Origin of the sequence: Paraburkholderia bryophila (genome assembly GCF_003269035.1) — a bacterium.
Taxonomy (GTDB): domain Bacteria; phylum Pseudomonadota; class Gammaproteobacteria; order Burkholderiales; family Burkholderiaceae; genus Paraburkholderia; species Paraburkholderia bryophila.
Map to the genome: position 1 here is coordinate 1 of NZ_QLTK01000054.1, position 15,028 is coordinate 15,028.

Below are 15,028 nucleotides of genomic sequence, written 5' to 3' on the forward strand. Positions count from 1 at the left end.
TGAGAGGCCACAGTACGTTTCTTTTTCATGATCGGCATATCCATGATATTCATCCTTCATGATATGCCTCGCCCACAAAATCACGGATAGGTCCCGAGAGCACGGATTCCAGATGCACCACTGCCGCAACTGCGCGAGGAACCCACTTAAGAATTAGCGGTGTGAGCGGCTTTCTCTTGCTGACTTCTCTTTGCCGCGGCAAAGAGAAGTTAGTGCCGCCCCGCACAGGGGCAACGCCAATAGACCACCACGAAAACAAGAAAAGGCCAACACCAACCACAACCAGACAACCACCCCGCCGACCAGGCCCCAACCCCCATCACCTCACAACCGAAACTTCCCAACCATCTCCTTCAACCCCCTAGCCTGATCATCCAACGACCTGGCAGCCGCCGTAGCCTCCTCAACCAAAGCCGCATTCTGCTGCGTCCCAGAATCCATCTGCGTAACCGCGAGGTTAATCTCTTCAATCCCCGCACTCTGCTCAGAAGAAGCAGCCGAGATTTCCCCCATGATATCGGTCACCCGTTTAACGGCCTTAACCACCTCATCCATGGTCTGCCCAGCGTCCTGAGCCAACGTCGATCCATTACCCACCCGCTCGACGGAGGTACTGATCAACCCCTTGATCTCCTTCGCAGCAGCAGCACTGCGCTGCGCCAGATTCCGCACCTCGGCGGCGACCACCGAAAACCCACGCCCCTCTTCCCCAGCCCGCGCCGCCTCGACCGCCGCATTCAACGCCAGAATATTGGTCTGAAACGCGATCCCTTCGATCACCCCAATGATGTCGCCAATACTGCGCGCGCTATCGTTGATCTCGTTCATCGTCGCGACCACGCGACTCACCACCGCGCCACCCTTCTCCGCGATATCCGACGCGTTATGCGCCAGCGTGCTCGCCTGCTTCGCGTTATCGGCGTTCTGCCGCACCGTCGACGTCAACTGCTCCATGCTGCTCGCAGTCCGCTCGAGCGCCATGGCCTGCTGCTCGGTGCGCTGCGACAGATCCAGATTGCCCATCGCAATTTCACCCGACGCCGTCGCAATCGCATCCGCGCTCGACGCAATGTCGGCCACCGTCGTCGCCAGTCCGCTTTGCATGTCGTGCAGCGCAAACAGCATGCTCGACTTGTCCTTGCGCCCCAGCGCGATCTCGTTCGACAGATCGCCCGCCGCGATCCGGCTGGCAATCTCCTTCGCGTACCCGGGCTCACCGCCGAGCTGGCCGGCCAGACGTCGCACCACCCATTCGCTGATGCCGAACGCGAGCACGATCAGCCCGATCGTCATCACCGCGATCATCACGAACGACGAGTGGTAAATAAAGCCCGATGCATCGATCGTCGCCTTCGCGGCGGCGCCGCGCTGCACGACCAGTTCGTCGACCATCTTTTCGAGTTTGTCGGTTTCGACCAGCAGCGACACGTCCTGCGTGCCGACCTGCCAGTTCATCTGCGACAGATCGAGCGGCTGCGCTTTCACGAGCGTCACGAAGTCGCGCAGGTGCCCGCTCCAGACGGTGACGGCGGCGGCGAATTTCTTCTGCTGGTCGATCGCCTTGGCGTCCGATACATCGACGTACTGTTGCAGCGTGACGAGTTGCGCGGCGAGGCCGTTCAGCCCTTTATCGATGTCGCCGCCGAGGTCGTCGCGTTCCTTCGCGGTAGTGGCGGTCAGTAGCATTTTTTGCGCGCGGCTCGCGCGCAGCATGTGGCCGCGCGCCTCTTCGGCCGCGCGGCTGGCAACGTGCCCCTGGTCGTAGATGGATTGCGCGGAAGCGTTCAACCGGCTGATCTGCGTCAGCGAAAACACGCCGATCAGGAGCGTGCCGATCAGCAGCACCGCGAAGGCGAGACGCAACATCACCTTCACCGACAAGCCCTTGAGCTTCACGCCTCGCGAGCGACTGCGCTGGCCACGCGGCGGCAACTTGCCGGCCGAATCCCCCTCTGGAACAAAACCCACACCTGCCTGGCTGCCCAGCGACACTGCTTTCATATTCCCCGTCCCCACATGTAGAGCTGCCGGAAAGGTCAGTCCCGGCATTGCTGCCTATCTCTCCGGGTCTACGGCAACAACGTCTGCGATCTTTAGCGTCGCTCGCGAAATGCCGACCGCGTGTCGCCCGGTCCTCGACGCGTCGCCTTGTAAGCTTCGCGCCCGCGACCGTTTTATACATGGCCAAAAATCCCCGGACCGGATTTATCGGACGAGTCGCCCGCCACCCGTGGTAAGGGCAACACACCCGCCTCAGGCACCGTGACGGTGCAGGCGGCGCCCGCTTTCGGCGCGTCGCAATGTGACCTGCATCGGCAAATCATGTCCGATTCGCGACAAAACTTGTCCTTACATTTCGCTCAAGCCACATTAAACTGCGACAAATAGCTGATTACACCGGTTGCCGCGTCGAAATGCCGCAGCAATCCACGCCTGGCGTCAAGGTGTGCCGGCAGCATCGAATCCTTTCCCGTCATCTTCCTTTTCTTTCATCTATCACATGGAAACGAGCCTCGATAAAAGCGCCCTCGCCGGCGCGCCCGCCGCCAGTTCCGCCAGCGGCGGCGCCGCCCCGCAACCGGCCACCAAGGTCCAGCGCACGGTGTATTCCGTGCTCGGCGCGATCAGCTTTTCGCACCTGCTCAACGACATGATCCAGTCGTTGATTCTGGCGATCTACCCGATGCTGAAAGACAACTTCGCGCTGTCGTTCGGTCAGATCGGGCTGATCACGCTGACCTATCAGATCACCGCGTCGCTGCTGCAGCCGTTTATCGGCATCTATACCGACAAGCATCCGAAGCCGTATTCGCTGCCGGTCGGCATGGGCTTCACGCTGGCCGGTTTGCTGCTGATGTCGGTCGCGCCGAGCTTCGGCGTGCTGCTGGTCGCGGCGGCGCTGGTCGGCTGCGGCTCGTCGGTGTTTCACCCGGAGTCGTCGCGGGTCGCGCGTATGGCGTCGGGCGGACGGCACGGCCTCGCGCAGTCGCTGTTCCAGGTGGGCGGCAACGCGGGTTCGTCGCTCGGGCCGCTGCTCGCCGCGCTGATCGTGATTCCGCACGGCCAGCGCAGCATTGCGTGGTTCTCGGTGGCGGCGCTGGTCGCGATCGTCGTGCTCGCGCAGATCGGCCGCTGGTACAAACGGCATCCGTCGATCAAGAAGGCGCGCAGCTCGGCGCCGCACGCCACGCTGTCGCGCAACAAGGTGATGTTCGCGATGAGCGTGCTGATGCTGCTGGTGTTCTCGAAGTACTTCTACCTCGCCAGCCTCAACAGCTACTTCACCTTCTATCTGATCGACAAGTTCCATCTGCCGGTGCAGGCGGCGCAGATCCATCTGTTCGTGTTCCTCGCCGCGGTGGCCGCCGGTACTGTGATCGGCGGTCCGATCGGCGACAAGATCGGCCGCAAGTACGTGATCTGGGTGTCGATCCTCGGCGTCGCGCCGTTCACGCTGCTGCTGCCGTATGCCAACCTGTTCTGGACCGGCGTGCTGACGGTGATCATCGGCGTGGTGCTGGCCTCGGCGTTCTCGGCGATCATCGTCTACGCCCAGGAGCTGATTCCCGGCAAGGTCGGCATGGTCGCGGGGCTGTTCTTCGGTTTCGCGTTCGGCATGGGCGGCGTCGGCGCCGCCGTGCTCGGGCAGTTGGCGGACGCCACCAGCATCGCGTACGTGTACAAGGTCTGTTCGTTCCTGCCGCTGATCGGTGTGCTGACGGTGTTTCTGCCGGATGTCGAAGGCAAGCGCGCCAAGGCGTGATTGGCTGGCTCGAAAGTGGTTTCAGAGAAAGGCGCTGCGGCGCCTTTTTTCTTGGGCGCCGCTCATGGACAACCCGCGTTGTCCCGAGCGCCGCGCCTGTTCTATCCTTGTGCGGGACTATGCCCGCTTGCGCGCCGCGTCGGCCGGTCGCCCGCTCCGATCTCCCGTTCACCTCAGGTTCCCTCACGCAGCAGAAGGATTGCCGTCGATGACCAGCTACCGCGACTTCCACCGCCGTTCGATCGAGAACCCCGAAGCCTTCTGGCGCGACGAGGCGCAGCGGATTCATTGGGAGACGCCGTTCGACACGGTGCTCGATCGCTCGAACCCGCCTTTCGCGCGATGGTTCTGTGGCGGCCGCACGAACCTGTGCCACAACGCGGTGGATCGTCATCTGGCCGCACGCGCGCAGCAGAACGCGCTGGTCTATGTGTCGACGGAAACCGTGATCGAACGGCGCTACACGTACGCCGAGCTGTATGCGGAAATCAACCGGATGGCGGCGGTCATGCGCTCGCTCGGCGTCAAGCGCGGCGACGTGGTGCTGCTCTATCTGCCGATGATCCCCGAGGCCCTGTTCGCGATGCTAGCCTGCGCGCGGTTGGGCGCGATTCATTCGGTGGTATTCGGCGGCTTCGCGGCACCGAACCTCGCGGCCCGCATCGACGACGCCAAACCGGTGCTGATCGTGACCGCCGACGCCGGCGCGCGTGGCGGCAAGGTGATCGACTACACACCGCTGATGGACGAAGCGCTCGCGCGCGCCGCCCACAAGACGCCGCACGTGTTGCTGATCGACCGGCAACTCGCGCCGGAACGGTTGAACGCCAGCTACCTGGTCAGCTACGAACCGCTGCGCGAACAGTTCTACGACGCTCATGTGCCGTGCGAATGGCTCGAGTCGAACGAGCCCTCTTACGTGCTGTACACGTCGGGCACGACCGGCAAGCCGAAAGGCGTGCAGCGCGACGTGGGCGGCTACGCGGTGGCGCTGGCGGCGTCGATGAAACACATCTTCCAGGGCAAGCCGGGCGACACGATGTTTACCGCCTCGGACGTGGGCTGGGTGGTCGGCCATAGCTACATCGTCTACGCACCGCTGATCGCTGGCCTGACGACCGTGATGTACGAAGGCACGCCGATCCGGCCGGATGGCGGCATCTGGTGGCGTCTCGTCGAGCAGCACAAGATCAATCTGATGTTCACCGCGCCGACCGCGCTGCGCGTGCTGAAAAAACAGGACCCGGCACTGCTGAAGCAGGCGGATCTGTCGAGCCTGCGCACGCTGTTTCTGGCCGGCGAACCGCTCGACGAACCGACCGCCGCGTGGATTACCGGCGCGCTCGGCAAACCGGTGATCGACAACTACTGGCAGACCGAAACCGGCTGGCCGATGCTGGCGATTCCGCGCGGCGTCGAGGCGCTGCCCACCAAGCTCGGCTCGCCGGGCGTGCCGTCGGCGGGCTTCAACCTGAGCCTGCGCGACGAGGTGACCGGCGAGCCCTGCCCGGCGGGAGAAAAAGGCGTGCTGACGCTGGCTTATCCGTTGCCGCCGGGTTGCATGTCGACGGTTTGGGGCGATGACAATCGCTTTGTCAGCACGTACTGGTCGAGCATTCCGAACCAGCAGCTCTATTCCACCTTCGACTGGGGCATTCAGGACGAAGACGGTTACGTAACGATCCTCGGCCGTACCGACGACGTGATCAACGTAGCAGGCCATCGGCTCGGCACGCGCGAGATCGAGGAAGCGTTATCGAGCCACGCGGCGGTGGCGGAGGTGGCCGTGGTCGGCGTGACGGATGCGCTCAAGGGACAAGCGGCGATGGCTTTCGTGGTGCTGCGCGACGCCGGCGCTTATGCGGACGCGAAAAAGCGCACGAAGCTGGAAGCCGAGCTCACCGCGACGGTCGACCGTCAACTCGGCGCGATTGCCCGGCCGGCGCGCGTGGTGGTGGTGTCGATGCTGCCGAAGACACGCTCCGGCAAGCTGTTGCGCCGCGCGATCGCGGCGCTCGCCGAGGGACGTGAGCCGGGTGATTTGCCGACCATAGAAGATCCGGCGGCGCTGCAGCAGGTGCGCGAGGCATTGGACGACGGCGCGGCGAAAGATTAGCGCGCGGTGTGACGACAACGCCGGCATGTAGCCGGCGTTGTCGTCATTCGCTTTGCGACGCGGGTCAGTCAGTGCGCCGAACTCCGCGCTTCTAAAAACCGCGTCAGGATCGCATTCGAATACGTACCCGCGATCTCTGTCAGAAACGAGACGAACGACTCCGGCGCGTGGTCGTCGGCGGTGTCAGAGATGGTGCGCACCACGGCGCACGGCACGCCATATTCGTAGCAAACCTGCGCGATGGCCGCGCCTTCCATTTCGACGGCGAGCGCGTCCGGCAACGCGTCGCGCAACGCGTTGACGCCCGCCGCGCTGGCCACGAACTGATCGCCGCTGATAATCAGGCCGCGATGCACGCGCGGCGCCTGGGTCCCAAACCGCGCCGCCGACATCGCACCCTCTTCAGCGACGAAGCGTTCGCAAGCCGCCGTGAGCTGATCGGCCAGCGCCGCATCCGCCGCGAAACGCGACACGCCCAGCAATGGCACTTCGAAGCGCGGAAACAGCGGCGACGCGTCGAGGTCATGCTGCAGCAGCGCATTCGCCACGACGATATCGCCCACCCGCACGTCCGCACCCACACCACCGGCAACGCCGGTGAACACGACCGCTTCGACGTCGAACGCGTGAATCAGCGCGCTGACCGTGGCCGACGCCGCCACCTTGCCGACCCGCGCCAGCGTCACGACGCACGGCGCGCCATGGAACGTGCCGAGGTGATAGTCGCGCTGACCGTGCGTGATCGTGCGCACGCCGGACTCCGCACGCATCGCGTCGATCAGATCGCCGAGTTCCTGCGGCAGCGCCGCCAGAATGCCGAGCGGACGATGTGACGGCGCGGCGCTCATTCGACCGCCTGCAATTTGGCGACCGCGAGCGCCAGCCACTTCTCACCGTGCCGCTTGAATTTGACCTGCGCCTTGGCATCGACGCCGCCGCCTTCGAGCGCGGTGATCGTGCCTTCGCCGAACTTGGTGTGGAACACCTGCTGCCCCACGCGGAAGCCCGTTTCCGCCGCCCGCTGTTCATTCGCGAAAGCCGGCAACGGCGCCGGCGTGGAGGACGCGGGCCCCGTGTAACCCGGCCGCGCGAACCAGTCGCGCCCGTAACCGGCGTTGTCCGACCGGCCGCCGCCCCAGCGCGCGCCCGCTTCGATCTTCGGCGTGAGCCACTTGAGGGTTTCCTGCGGCAGTTCGTCGAAGAAGCGCGAGCGGATGTTGTAACGCGTCTGGCCGTGCAGCATGCGACTTTGCGCGAACGACAGATACAAACGCTCCTTCGCGCGCGTGATCGCCACGTACATGAGGCGCCGCTCTTCCTCCAGACCGTCCGACTCCATCGCGCTGTTCTCGTGCGGGAACAAGCCCTCTTCGAGCCCCGTGATGAACACCGCCGTGAACTCCAGGCCCTTGGCCGCGTGGACGGTCATGAGTTGCACGGCTTCCTGGCCGGCTTGCGCCTGGTTATCGCCCGCTTCGAGCGAGGCGTGCGACAGGAAGCCGGCGAGCGGTGTCATCGTGTCCGGGTTTTGCGCCGGGTCGGCGATGCCGGGGGCGTCGAGCACGACGGTATTCGGGTCGTCGGTGGCGACCGCCAGCTCCGGCGCGGCACTCGCGCCCGGGCGCAGCGGAATGGAACGCGCCGGCGTGTCCATGCCGTAGCCTTCTTCGCTGACGAACGCCGCCGCCGCGTTGACCAGTTCCTGCAAGTTCTCCAGCCGGTCCTGGCCCTCGCGTTCGTTCTGATAGAACTCGGACAGCCCGCTCGTGCGCACCACGTATTCGACGGTTTCCGGCAGGCTCATCTGCTGCGTTTCCGCGCGCATCCTGCCGATCAGGTTCGCGAAAGCGGAGAGACTCGACCCCGCCTTGCCCGCCACGTACGGGATCGCCGCGGCCATCGAGCAGTTGTACAGACGCGCAGCGTCCGCGAGTTGTTCGATCGAGCGTGCGCCGATACCGCGCGTCGGGAAATTGACGACGCGCACGAACGCGGTGTCGTCGTTCGGATTGTCGATCAGGCGCAGATAGGCGAGCGCGTGCTTGACTTCCTGGCGCTCGAAAAAGCGCAAGCCGCCATACACGCGATACGCGATGCCCGCGTTGACCAGCGTGTGTTCGATCGTGCGCGACTGCGCGTTGCTGCGATACAGAATCGCGACTTCGCTGCGCGACGTGCCGGTGCTGATCAGCGCCTTGATTTCCTCGACGATCCAGCCGGCTTCCTGCGAATCGGTGGCGGATTCGTACACGCGCACCGGTTCGCCGTGACCCGCGTCGGTGCGCAGGTTTTTGCCGAGACGGCGCGAATTGTTGGCGATCAGTTGATTGGCGGCGTCGAGAATATGGCCGTGCGAGCGGTAGTTCTGCTCCAGCTTGATCAGATGGCGGACGTTGAACTCGTGTTCGAAGTCGCGCATGTTGCCGACGTTCGCGCCACGGAACGCGTAGATAGACTGGTCGTCGTCGCCGACCGCGAAGATCGAGTTGGTCTGGCCGGCCAGCATTTTGAGCCACGCGTACTGCAGCTTGTTGGTGTCCTGGAACTCGTCGACCAGAATATGCCGGAAGCGCGCCTGGTAGTGGGCGCGCAGCGGCGGATTGTGCGCGAGCAGCTCGAAGCAGCGCAGCAGCAGTTCCGGAAAATCGACCACGCCTTCGCGCTGGCACTGCTGGTCGTAGGCTTCGTACAGCTCGACGAATTTCAGATTGAAGTTGTCGGTCGCGTCGACGTTTTTCGGGCGCAGGCCTTGTTCTTTCGCGTTGTTGATGAAGTACTGGAGGTTTTTGGCCGGGTACTTTTCATCGTCGATATTGAGGCCTTTCATCAGACGCTTGATCGCGGACAGTTGGTCGGCGGTATCGAGAATCTGGAACGTGGCGGGCAGGCCTGCGTCGCGATGGTGCGCGCGGAGCATGCGGTTGCAGAGGCCGTGGAAGGTGCCGATCCACATGCCGCGCGTGTCGATGGGCAGCAGCCCCTGGAGACGCGACATCATTTCGCGGGCGGCTTTGTTTGTGAAGGTCACCGCGAGGACGGTGGCGGGCGACGCCAGCCCATGCTGGATCAGCCACGCGATGCGGGTGATGAGCACGCGGGTCTTGCCGCTGCCCGCGCCGGCGAGGATGAGCGCCGGCTCGTTGGGGAGCGTGACGGCGGCGTGTTGTTCGGGGTTCAGGTTGGCGAGCAGATCGGGCATTTTTCTCGGGAGGACGGCGGGTCGGGGGACATTATATGCCCCGGCGGGGGCTTGGCTTTTCTGGTTTTTCTGACTTTGGGGGTGGGGGGTGTCTGGGTGTTTTTGCTCTGCTGCTTTTGGCCTTTACTTGTGGTGTTAGTGGTCTATTAGTGTTGCCCCTGTGCGGGGCGGCACTAACTTCTCTTTGCCGCGGCAAAGAGAAGTCAGCAAGAGAAAGCCGCTCAAACCGCTAATTCTTAAGTGGGGCCCTCGCACAGTTCTGGTAGTGGCTCATCTGGAATCCGTGCCCTCGCACACTCCGCGTTCGTGACACAGCAGTCATTCCTCCGGCGGCGCTGCGCGCGCCGCGGCGGTCGTTCACGTCAGGCCCCTGCTAAGTGGGGACCTCGCGCAGTTGCGGTAGTGGCTCATCTGGAATCCGTGCCCTCGCACACTCCGCGCTCGTGACACAGCAGTCATTCCTCCAGCGGCGCTGCGCGCGCCCCGTGGTCGTTCAGGCACGCTCCCTGCCATGCGGGTCCCCGCGGTCGGTCATCAACCATTGGTGAGCTGCCGGGATATTTCGGCGCCTTGCCGAGGCGAAGCCGACGGCCCCCGCCGCGCAGGGGAAAACCGCTGGTTCGGGACGAACCGTGCCGACGAGCGCGCAGCGCGAGGCGGGATGAATGACTGCTGTGTCACGGACGCGGAATGTGCGAGGGCACGGATTCCAGATGCACCACTACCCATCGCGAACCACGGAACCCACTTATGAGCTGGCGGTGTAAGCGGCTTTCTCTTGCTGACTTCTCTTTGCCGCGGCAAAGAGAAGTTAGTGCCGCCCCGCACAGGGGCAACACTAATAGACCACTAACCCAGCAAGGAAAGGCCAAAACCCCAACCACCCTGTAGAATTTAACCCTCCAGCGCCGCAACAACGCGACGCGCCGCAACGCCCCTGAAGGTCATCACCGATGCAAATTCAGATTCACAAGGAAGTCGACGCACGCGGCCTGTTGTGCCCGCTGCCCATCTTGCGCGCCAAAAAAGCGCTCGCCGACATGGAAAGCGGCCAGATCCTCAAAGTGCTCGCCACCGACCCCGGCTCGCAGCGCGATTTCGCCGCTTTCGCCAAACAAACCGGCAACGAAATCGTCGAAACCTCCACGCAAGACAAAGTCTTCACGTTCCTGATGAAACGCCGCTAAGCCGCGGCGCACTCACGCACCGAACGCCAAAACAAAAGGCGCTGTGCCCGCGAATGCGGGGCACAGCGCCTTTTTTACGTCAGTCTGATGCTATCGAGAGGCTAAAACAGACCTGCGGACAGGCCAATGCGCCTAACGCTCGTTCAGCCTTCCAGCACCGGCGAACGGGTACGCAGATATTCTTCGAAATCGGCGGCCACCTCCGGGTGACGCAACGCGAACTCGACCGTCGCCTTCAGATAGCCAAGCTTGCTGCCGCAGTCGAAACGCGTGCCATGATACTTGTACGCCAGCACCTGTTCGTCGGCGAGCAGCGACTGGATCGCGTCCGTCAGCTGCAACTCACCGCCGGCGCCCGGTTTCAACGCGCGCAAATGTTCGAAGATGCGCGGCTTCAACACATATCGGCCCACCACGCCGAGATTCGACGGCGCCACGCTCGGCTCCGGCTTCTCGATGATGCCCGACATCTTGATGATCGAGTCTTCCCACTCCTTGCCGTCGACAATCCCGTACGACTTGGTTTCCTGCGGCGGGATCTCTTCGACGCCGATGACCGAGCTGTGGTAGTGGTCGAACACCTCGATCATCTGCGTCATGACCGGCGGCGTGCCGTACAGCAAGTCGTCCGCGAGAATCACGGCGAACGGGTTGTCGCCCACCAGCTTTTCCGCGCACAGCACCGCGTGGCCGAGGCCCAGCGCTTCCGGCTGACGCACGTAGAAGCAGTCCACGTGGCTCGGCTTGATGCTGCGCACCAGCTCCAGCAGCTTATCTTTGCCGCGCGCTTCCAGTTCCGCTTCGATTTCGTACGATTTATCGAAATGGTCCTCGATAGCCCGCTTGCTGCGCCCCGTGACGAAGATCATTTCGGTGATGCCGGCCGCCATGGCTTCTTCCACCGCATATTGAATCAGCGGCTTGTCGACGATCGGGAGCATTTCCTTCGGGCTCGCCTTCGTGGCGGGGAGGAACCGCGTGCCAAGACCTGCTACCGGAAATACCGCTTTTGTAACTTTTAGCATGTGATTACCCTGAGTCCTCTGGTTTAGCTATCAGTCCTTGTCCGCCCGCTCACCCACGGGTCGCAGGCGGACACGGAGCGTCGATCAGGCAGGCAACCGAGCCAGTTGGGCTTGCAGCTTGCCCACCGTGGCTTCGAATTCAGCCCGCCTTTTCTGCTCCTGCTCAACGACTGCCGGCGGCGCCTTCGCCACAAAACTTTCGTTCTGCAATTTGCCGTTGCACTTGATGATCTCCGTGCTCAACCGCGCAATCTCTTTCGACAAACGCTCGCGCTCCACGGCGACATCGATCTCGACCTTCAGAACGAGCTTGTCATTCCCTACGATAGCAATTGGCGCGCCATCCGCCTGAGCGTCCAGTGTTGCTTCGTCCGCGATGATCTGCACTTCCGACAGACGGGCCAGCGCCTGGGCATACGGAGCGAACGTGCGCAGGCGCTCCGCGTTGCCGGTGGCAAGCAACGGCACCTTGAGCGCCGGCGACAGATTCATTTCCCCGCGCAGATTCCGGCACGCGTCGATCACCGCTTTCAGATCGGCTGCCCATTGTTCCGCGCCTTCGTCGATCTTCGAAGGCTCGGCAACAGGGTAAGGTTGCACCATGATGGACGCTTCGCCCTCGGCCTTGCCCGCGGGATAACGTCCGGCCAACGGCGCCACTTTCTGCCACAGCGCTTCGGTAATGAAAGGAATCACCGGATGCGCGAGGCGCAGCACCGTCTCGAGCACGCGCAACAGCGTACGCCGCGTGGCGCGCTGCTGGTTCGGCTGACCCGTCTGGATCTGAACCTTGGCGAGTTCGAGATACCAGTCACAGTATTCGTCCCATACGAACTTGTATAGGGCGTTGGTCACATTATCAAAACGATAGTCGGCGAAACCCCTGGCGACTTCCGCTTCCACGCGCTGCAGGCGCGAGACGATCCAGTAGTCGGCCTGCGAGAAGTGCAGATGGCCGTCCGGGCCGCATTCGCCGCACTCCGCCGGCTGCTCGAAGCCGCAATCGTGCCCTTCGCAGTTCATTAGCACGAAACGGGTGGCATTCCACAGCTTGTTGCAGAAGTTGCGATAGCCTTCACAACGCGCCAGGTCGAAGTTGACGTTGCGCCCGAGCGTGGCCATGGACGCCATCGTGAAGCGCAGCGCGTCGGTGCCGAACGCCGGGATGCCGTCCGGGAATTCCTTGCGGGTTTTCTTCTCGATCGACGCGGCCTGCTTCGGATTCATCAGGCCGGTGGTGCGCTTGGCGACCAGCGCGTCGAGGTCGATGCCGTCGACGATATCGATCGGGTCGAGCGTATTGCCCTTGCTCTTCGACATCTTCTGGCCTTCGGCGTCGCGCACCAGACCGTGCACGTAGACCGTGTCGAACGGCACCTTGCCGGTGAAGTGCGTGGTCATCATGACCATGCGCGCGACCCAGAAGAAGATGATGTCGAAGCCGGTGACCAGCACCGACGACGGCATGAAGTGCTTCAACTCCGGCGTTTCGTTCGGCCAGCCGAGCGAGGAGAACGGCACCAGCGCGGACGAGAACCACGTGTCGAGCACGTCTTCGTCGCGCTTCAACGCGCCCGTGTAGCCCGCTGCGGTGGCTTTGGCACGCGCCTCTTCCTCGGTCGTGGCGACGAAGATTTCGCCGTTTTCGCCGTACCACGCCGGGATCTGATGGCCCCACCAGAGTTGCCGCGAGATGCACCAGTCCTGGATGTTTTCGAGCCACTGGTAGTACGTGGTCGACCAGTTTTCCGGCACGAATTTGATCTCGCCACTGCGGACCACGTCCAGCGCCGTTTCGGCGATCGATTTACCCGGGTTGAAGGTGCCTTCCGGCGCCGCCTTGCTCATGGCGACGAACCATTGGTCCGTCAGCATCGGCTCGATGATCACGTTCGTGCGGTCGCCGCGCGGCACCATGAGCTTATGCGGCTTGACCGATTCGAGCACGCCGAGCGCTTCGAGGTCCGCCACTACCTGCTTGCGGGCCTCGAAACGGTCGAGGCCGCGGTATTTTTCCGGCGCGTTGTCGTTGATCTTCGCGTCGAGCGTGAGGATTTCGATCATCGGCAGCTTGTGGCGCTGGCCGACCGCGTAGTCGTTCTGGTCGTGCGCGGGCGTGACCTTGACGACGCCGGTGCCGAATTCACGGTCGACGTAATCGTCGGCGATGATCGGCACTTCGCGGCCCGACAGCGGCAGCGTGACCGTCTTGCCGATCAGGTGCGCGTAGCGTTCGTCTTCCGGATGGACCATGACGGCGGTGTCGCCGAGCATGGTTTCCGGACGGGTGGTCGCGACCGTCAGATGGCCCGAACCGTCGGTGAGCGGGTACTGGATATGCCACAGGAAGCCGTTTTCTTCCTCGCTGGCCACTTCGAGGTCGGACACGGCCGTCATCAGCACCGGGTCCCAGTTGACGAGGCGTTTGCCGCGATAGATCAGGCCTTGTTCATACAGGCGGACGAACACGTCGCGCACGGCGGTCGACATTTTGTCGTCCATCGTGAAGTATTCGCGCGACCAGTCGATCGAGGCGCCGAGGCGGCGCACCTGGTTCGTGATGGTCGAGCCGGACTGCTGCTTCCAGTCCCAGACGCGTTCGACGAATTTTTCGCGGCCGAGGTCATGGCGCGACACGCCTTGCGCGTCGAGCTGACGTTCGACGACGATCTGCGTGGCGATGCCCGCGTGGTCGGTGCCCGGCACCCACAGGGTGTTTTCGCCGAGCATGCGGTGATAGCGGGTGAGGCCGTCCATGATCGTCTGGTTGAAGGCATGGCCCATATGGAGGGTGCCCGTGACGTTCGGCGGCGGCAGCTGGATCGAGAAGTCTTTCCTGTTCCCGTCGAATGAAGGCGCGGCGTAGGCGCGTTTTTCCCATTCCGGGCCCCAGTGGGCTTCGATCGTGTGGGGCTCGAAGCTCTTGGAGAGGGTGTCGGTGGCGGGGGTGTCGCTCGGGGTGTCGCTCGGGGTCTCGCTCATGGGGCTTTCAACTGATGGATGCGTGGAATCTTTGATTATAAGCGGGGGCTCACGTGGTGGGATTTTTGGGGTAGGGTTTTGACCTGCTCGGTGGGTGTTTTTGCTCTGCTGCTTTTGGCCTTTCCTTGCTGGGTTAGTGGTCTATTAGTGTTGCCCCTGTGCGGGGCGGCACTAACTTCTCTTTGCCGCGGCAAAGAGAAGTCAGCAAGAGAAAGCCGCTCACACCGCTAATTCTGAAGCGGGTTTCGTGGTCCGCGATGGGTAGTGGTGCATCTGGAATCCGTGCCCTCGCGCATTCCGCGCTCGTGACACAGCAGTCATTCCTCCGGCGGCGCTGCGCGCGCCCCCGCGGTCGTTCAGGCACGCTCGCTGCCGGGCGGGTCCGGGCGGTCATCAACCATTTGTGAATTCGCGGGATATTTCGGCGCCTTGCCGAGGCGAAGCCGACGGCCCCCGCCGCGCCGGGGAAAACCGCTGGTTCGGGGCGAACCGCGCCGGCGAGCGCGCAGCGCAAGGCGGGATGAATGACGGCCTTGTCACTAACGCGGAATGCGCGAGGGCACGGATTCCAGATGCACCACTACCCATCGCGGACCACGGAACCCACTTATGAGCTGGCGGTGTGAGCGGCTTTCTCTTGCTGACTTCTCTTTGCCGCGGCCCCTCCATGTCAGGCTAGTTGTCGCCTCAGCCGAACCGATTAGTGTAAAGATGGAGGGCGGACAGCGAATGGAAGATGAAACGCTATTCAGCGGA

General features: G+C 63.2%; 8 protein-coding genes. 3 read left to right on the forward strand and 5 right to left on the reverse strand.

The window, feature by feature from the left end; genetic code table 11:
• Nucleotides 1-324 precede the first annotated feature (324 nt).
• Nucleotides 325-2,001, reverse strand: coding sequence for a methyl-accepting chemotaxis protein (locus BX591_RS35230; protein ID WP_111935917.1), 1,677 nt, complete (start codon nucleotides 1,999-2,001; stop codon nucleotides 325-327).
• Nucleotides 2,002-2,500: 499 nt separating this feature from the next.
• Between BX591_RS35230 and BX591_RS35235 the strand changes: the two genes are divergently transcribed.
• Together BX591_RS35235 and BX591_RS35240 are read left to right on the forward strand one after the other, a co-directional pair.
• The gene (locus BX591_RS35235; RefSeq protein WP_111935918.1) at nucleotides 2,501-3,763 is read left to right on the forward strand and encodes an MFS transporter; all 1,263 of its coding nucleotides are present in this window, start codon (nucleotides 2,501-2,503) and stop codon (nucleotides 3,761-3,763) included.
• Between the two features lie 208 nt (nucleotides 3,764-3,971).
• On the forward strand, nucleotides 3,972-5,879 hold the full coding sequence (locus BX591_RS35240; protein ID WP_111935919.1) for a propionate--CoA ligase: 1,908 nt from the start codon (nucleotides 3,972-3,974) through the stop codon (nucleotides 5,877-5,879).
• Between the two features lie 68 nt (nucleotides 5,880-5,947).
• Here BX591_RS35240 and BX591_RS35245 read toward each other — a convergent pair whose 3' ends face one another.
• A complete protein-coding gene (locus BX591_RS35245) occupies nucleotides 5,948-6,727 on the reverse strand; it encodes a 5'-methylthioadenosine/adenosylhomocysteine nucleosidase (protein WP_111935920.1) in 780 nt (259 codons plus the stop codon).
• Nucleotides 6,724-9,078 (reverse strand): UvrD-helicase domain-containing protein, encoded by a 2,355-nt coding sequence (locus tag BX591_RS35250; protein WP_111935921.1) that lies wholly within the window; start codon nucleotides 9,076-9,078, stop codon nucleotides 6,724-6,726. The genes BX591_RS35245 and BX591_RS35250 overlap by 4 nt, the downstream gene beginning before the upstream one ends.
• 959 nt (nucleotides 9,079-10,037) lie before the next feature.
• On the opposite strand from BX591_RS35250, the gene BX591_RS35255 reads away from it, so the two are divergent.
• Complete coding sequence (locus BX591_RS35255) at nucleotides 10,038-10,265, forward strand: sulfurtransferase TusA family protein (RefSeq protein ID WP_105507183.1); 228 nt, start codon at nucleotides 10,038-10,040, stop codon at nucleotides 10,263-10,265.
• Between the two features lie 143 nt (nucleotides 10,266-10,408).
• On the opposite strand, the gene galU is transcribed toward BX591_RS35255, so the two are convergent.
• Nucleotides 10,409-11,290, reverse strand: coding sequence for a UTP--glucose-1-phosphate uridylyltransferase GalU (gene galU / locus BX591_RS35260; RefSeq protein WP_105506668.1), 882 nt, complete (start codon nucleotides 11,288-11,290; stop codon nucleotides 10,409-10,411).
• Nucleotides 11,291-11,374: 84 nt separating this feature from the next.
• Nucleotides 11,375-14,272, reverse strand: a complete 2,898-nt coding sequence (locus BX591_RS35265) for a valine--tRNA ligase (RefSeq protein ID WP_111935922.1) — start codon at nucleotides 14,270-14,272, stop codon at nucleotides 11,375-11,377.
• Nucleotides 14,273-15,028: the final 756 nt, after the last annotated feature.

Bases quoted from the DNA above. Each gene is read 5' to 3' on its own strand.
- BX591_RS35230 (WP_111935917.1), bottom strand. From the start codon at position 2,001: ATGAAAGCAGTGTCGCTGGGCAGCCAGGCAGGTGTGGGTTTTGTTCCA.
- BX591_RS35235 (WP_111935918.1), top strand. From the start codon at position 2,501: ATGGAAACGAGCCTCGATAAAAGCGCCCTCGCCGGCGCGCCCGCCGCC.
- BX591_RS35240 (WP_111935919.1), top strand. From the start codon at position 3,972: ATGACCAGCTACCGCGACTTCCACCGCCGTTCGATCGAGAACCCCGAA.
- BX591_RS35245 (WP_111935920.1), bottom strand. From the start codon at position 6,727: ATGAGCGCCGCGCCGTCACATCGTCCGCTCGGCATTCTGGCGGCGCTG.
- BX591_RS35250 (WP_111935921.1), bottom strand. From the start codon at position 9,078: ATGCCCGATCTGCTCGCCAACCTGAACCCCGAACAACACGCCGCCGTC.
- galU (WP_105506668.1), bottom strand. From the start codon at position 11,290: ATGCTAAAAGTTACAAAAGCGGTATTTCCGGTAGCAGGTCTTGGCACG.
- BX591_RS35265 (WP_111935922.1), bottom strand. From the start codon at position 14,272: ATGAGCGAGACCCCGAGCGACACCCCGAGCGACACCCCCGCCACCGAC.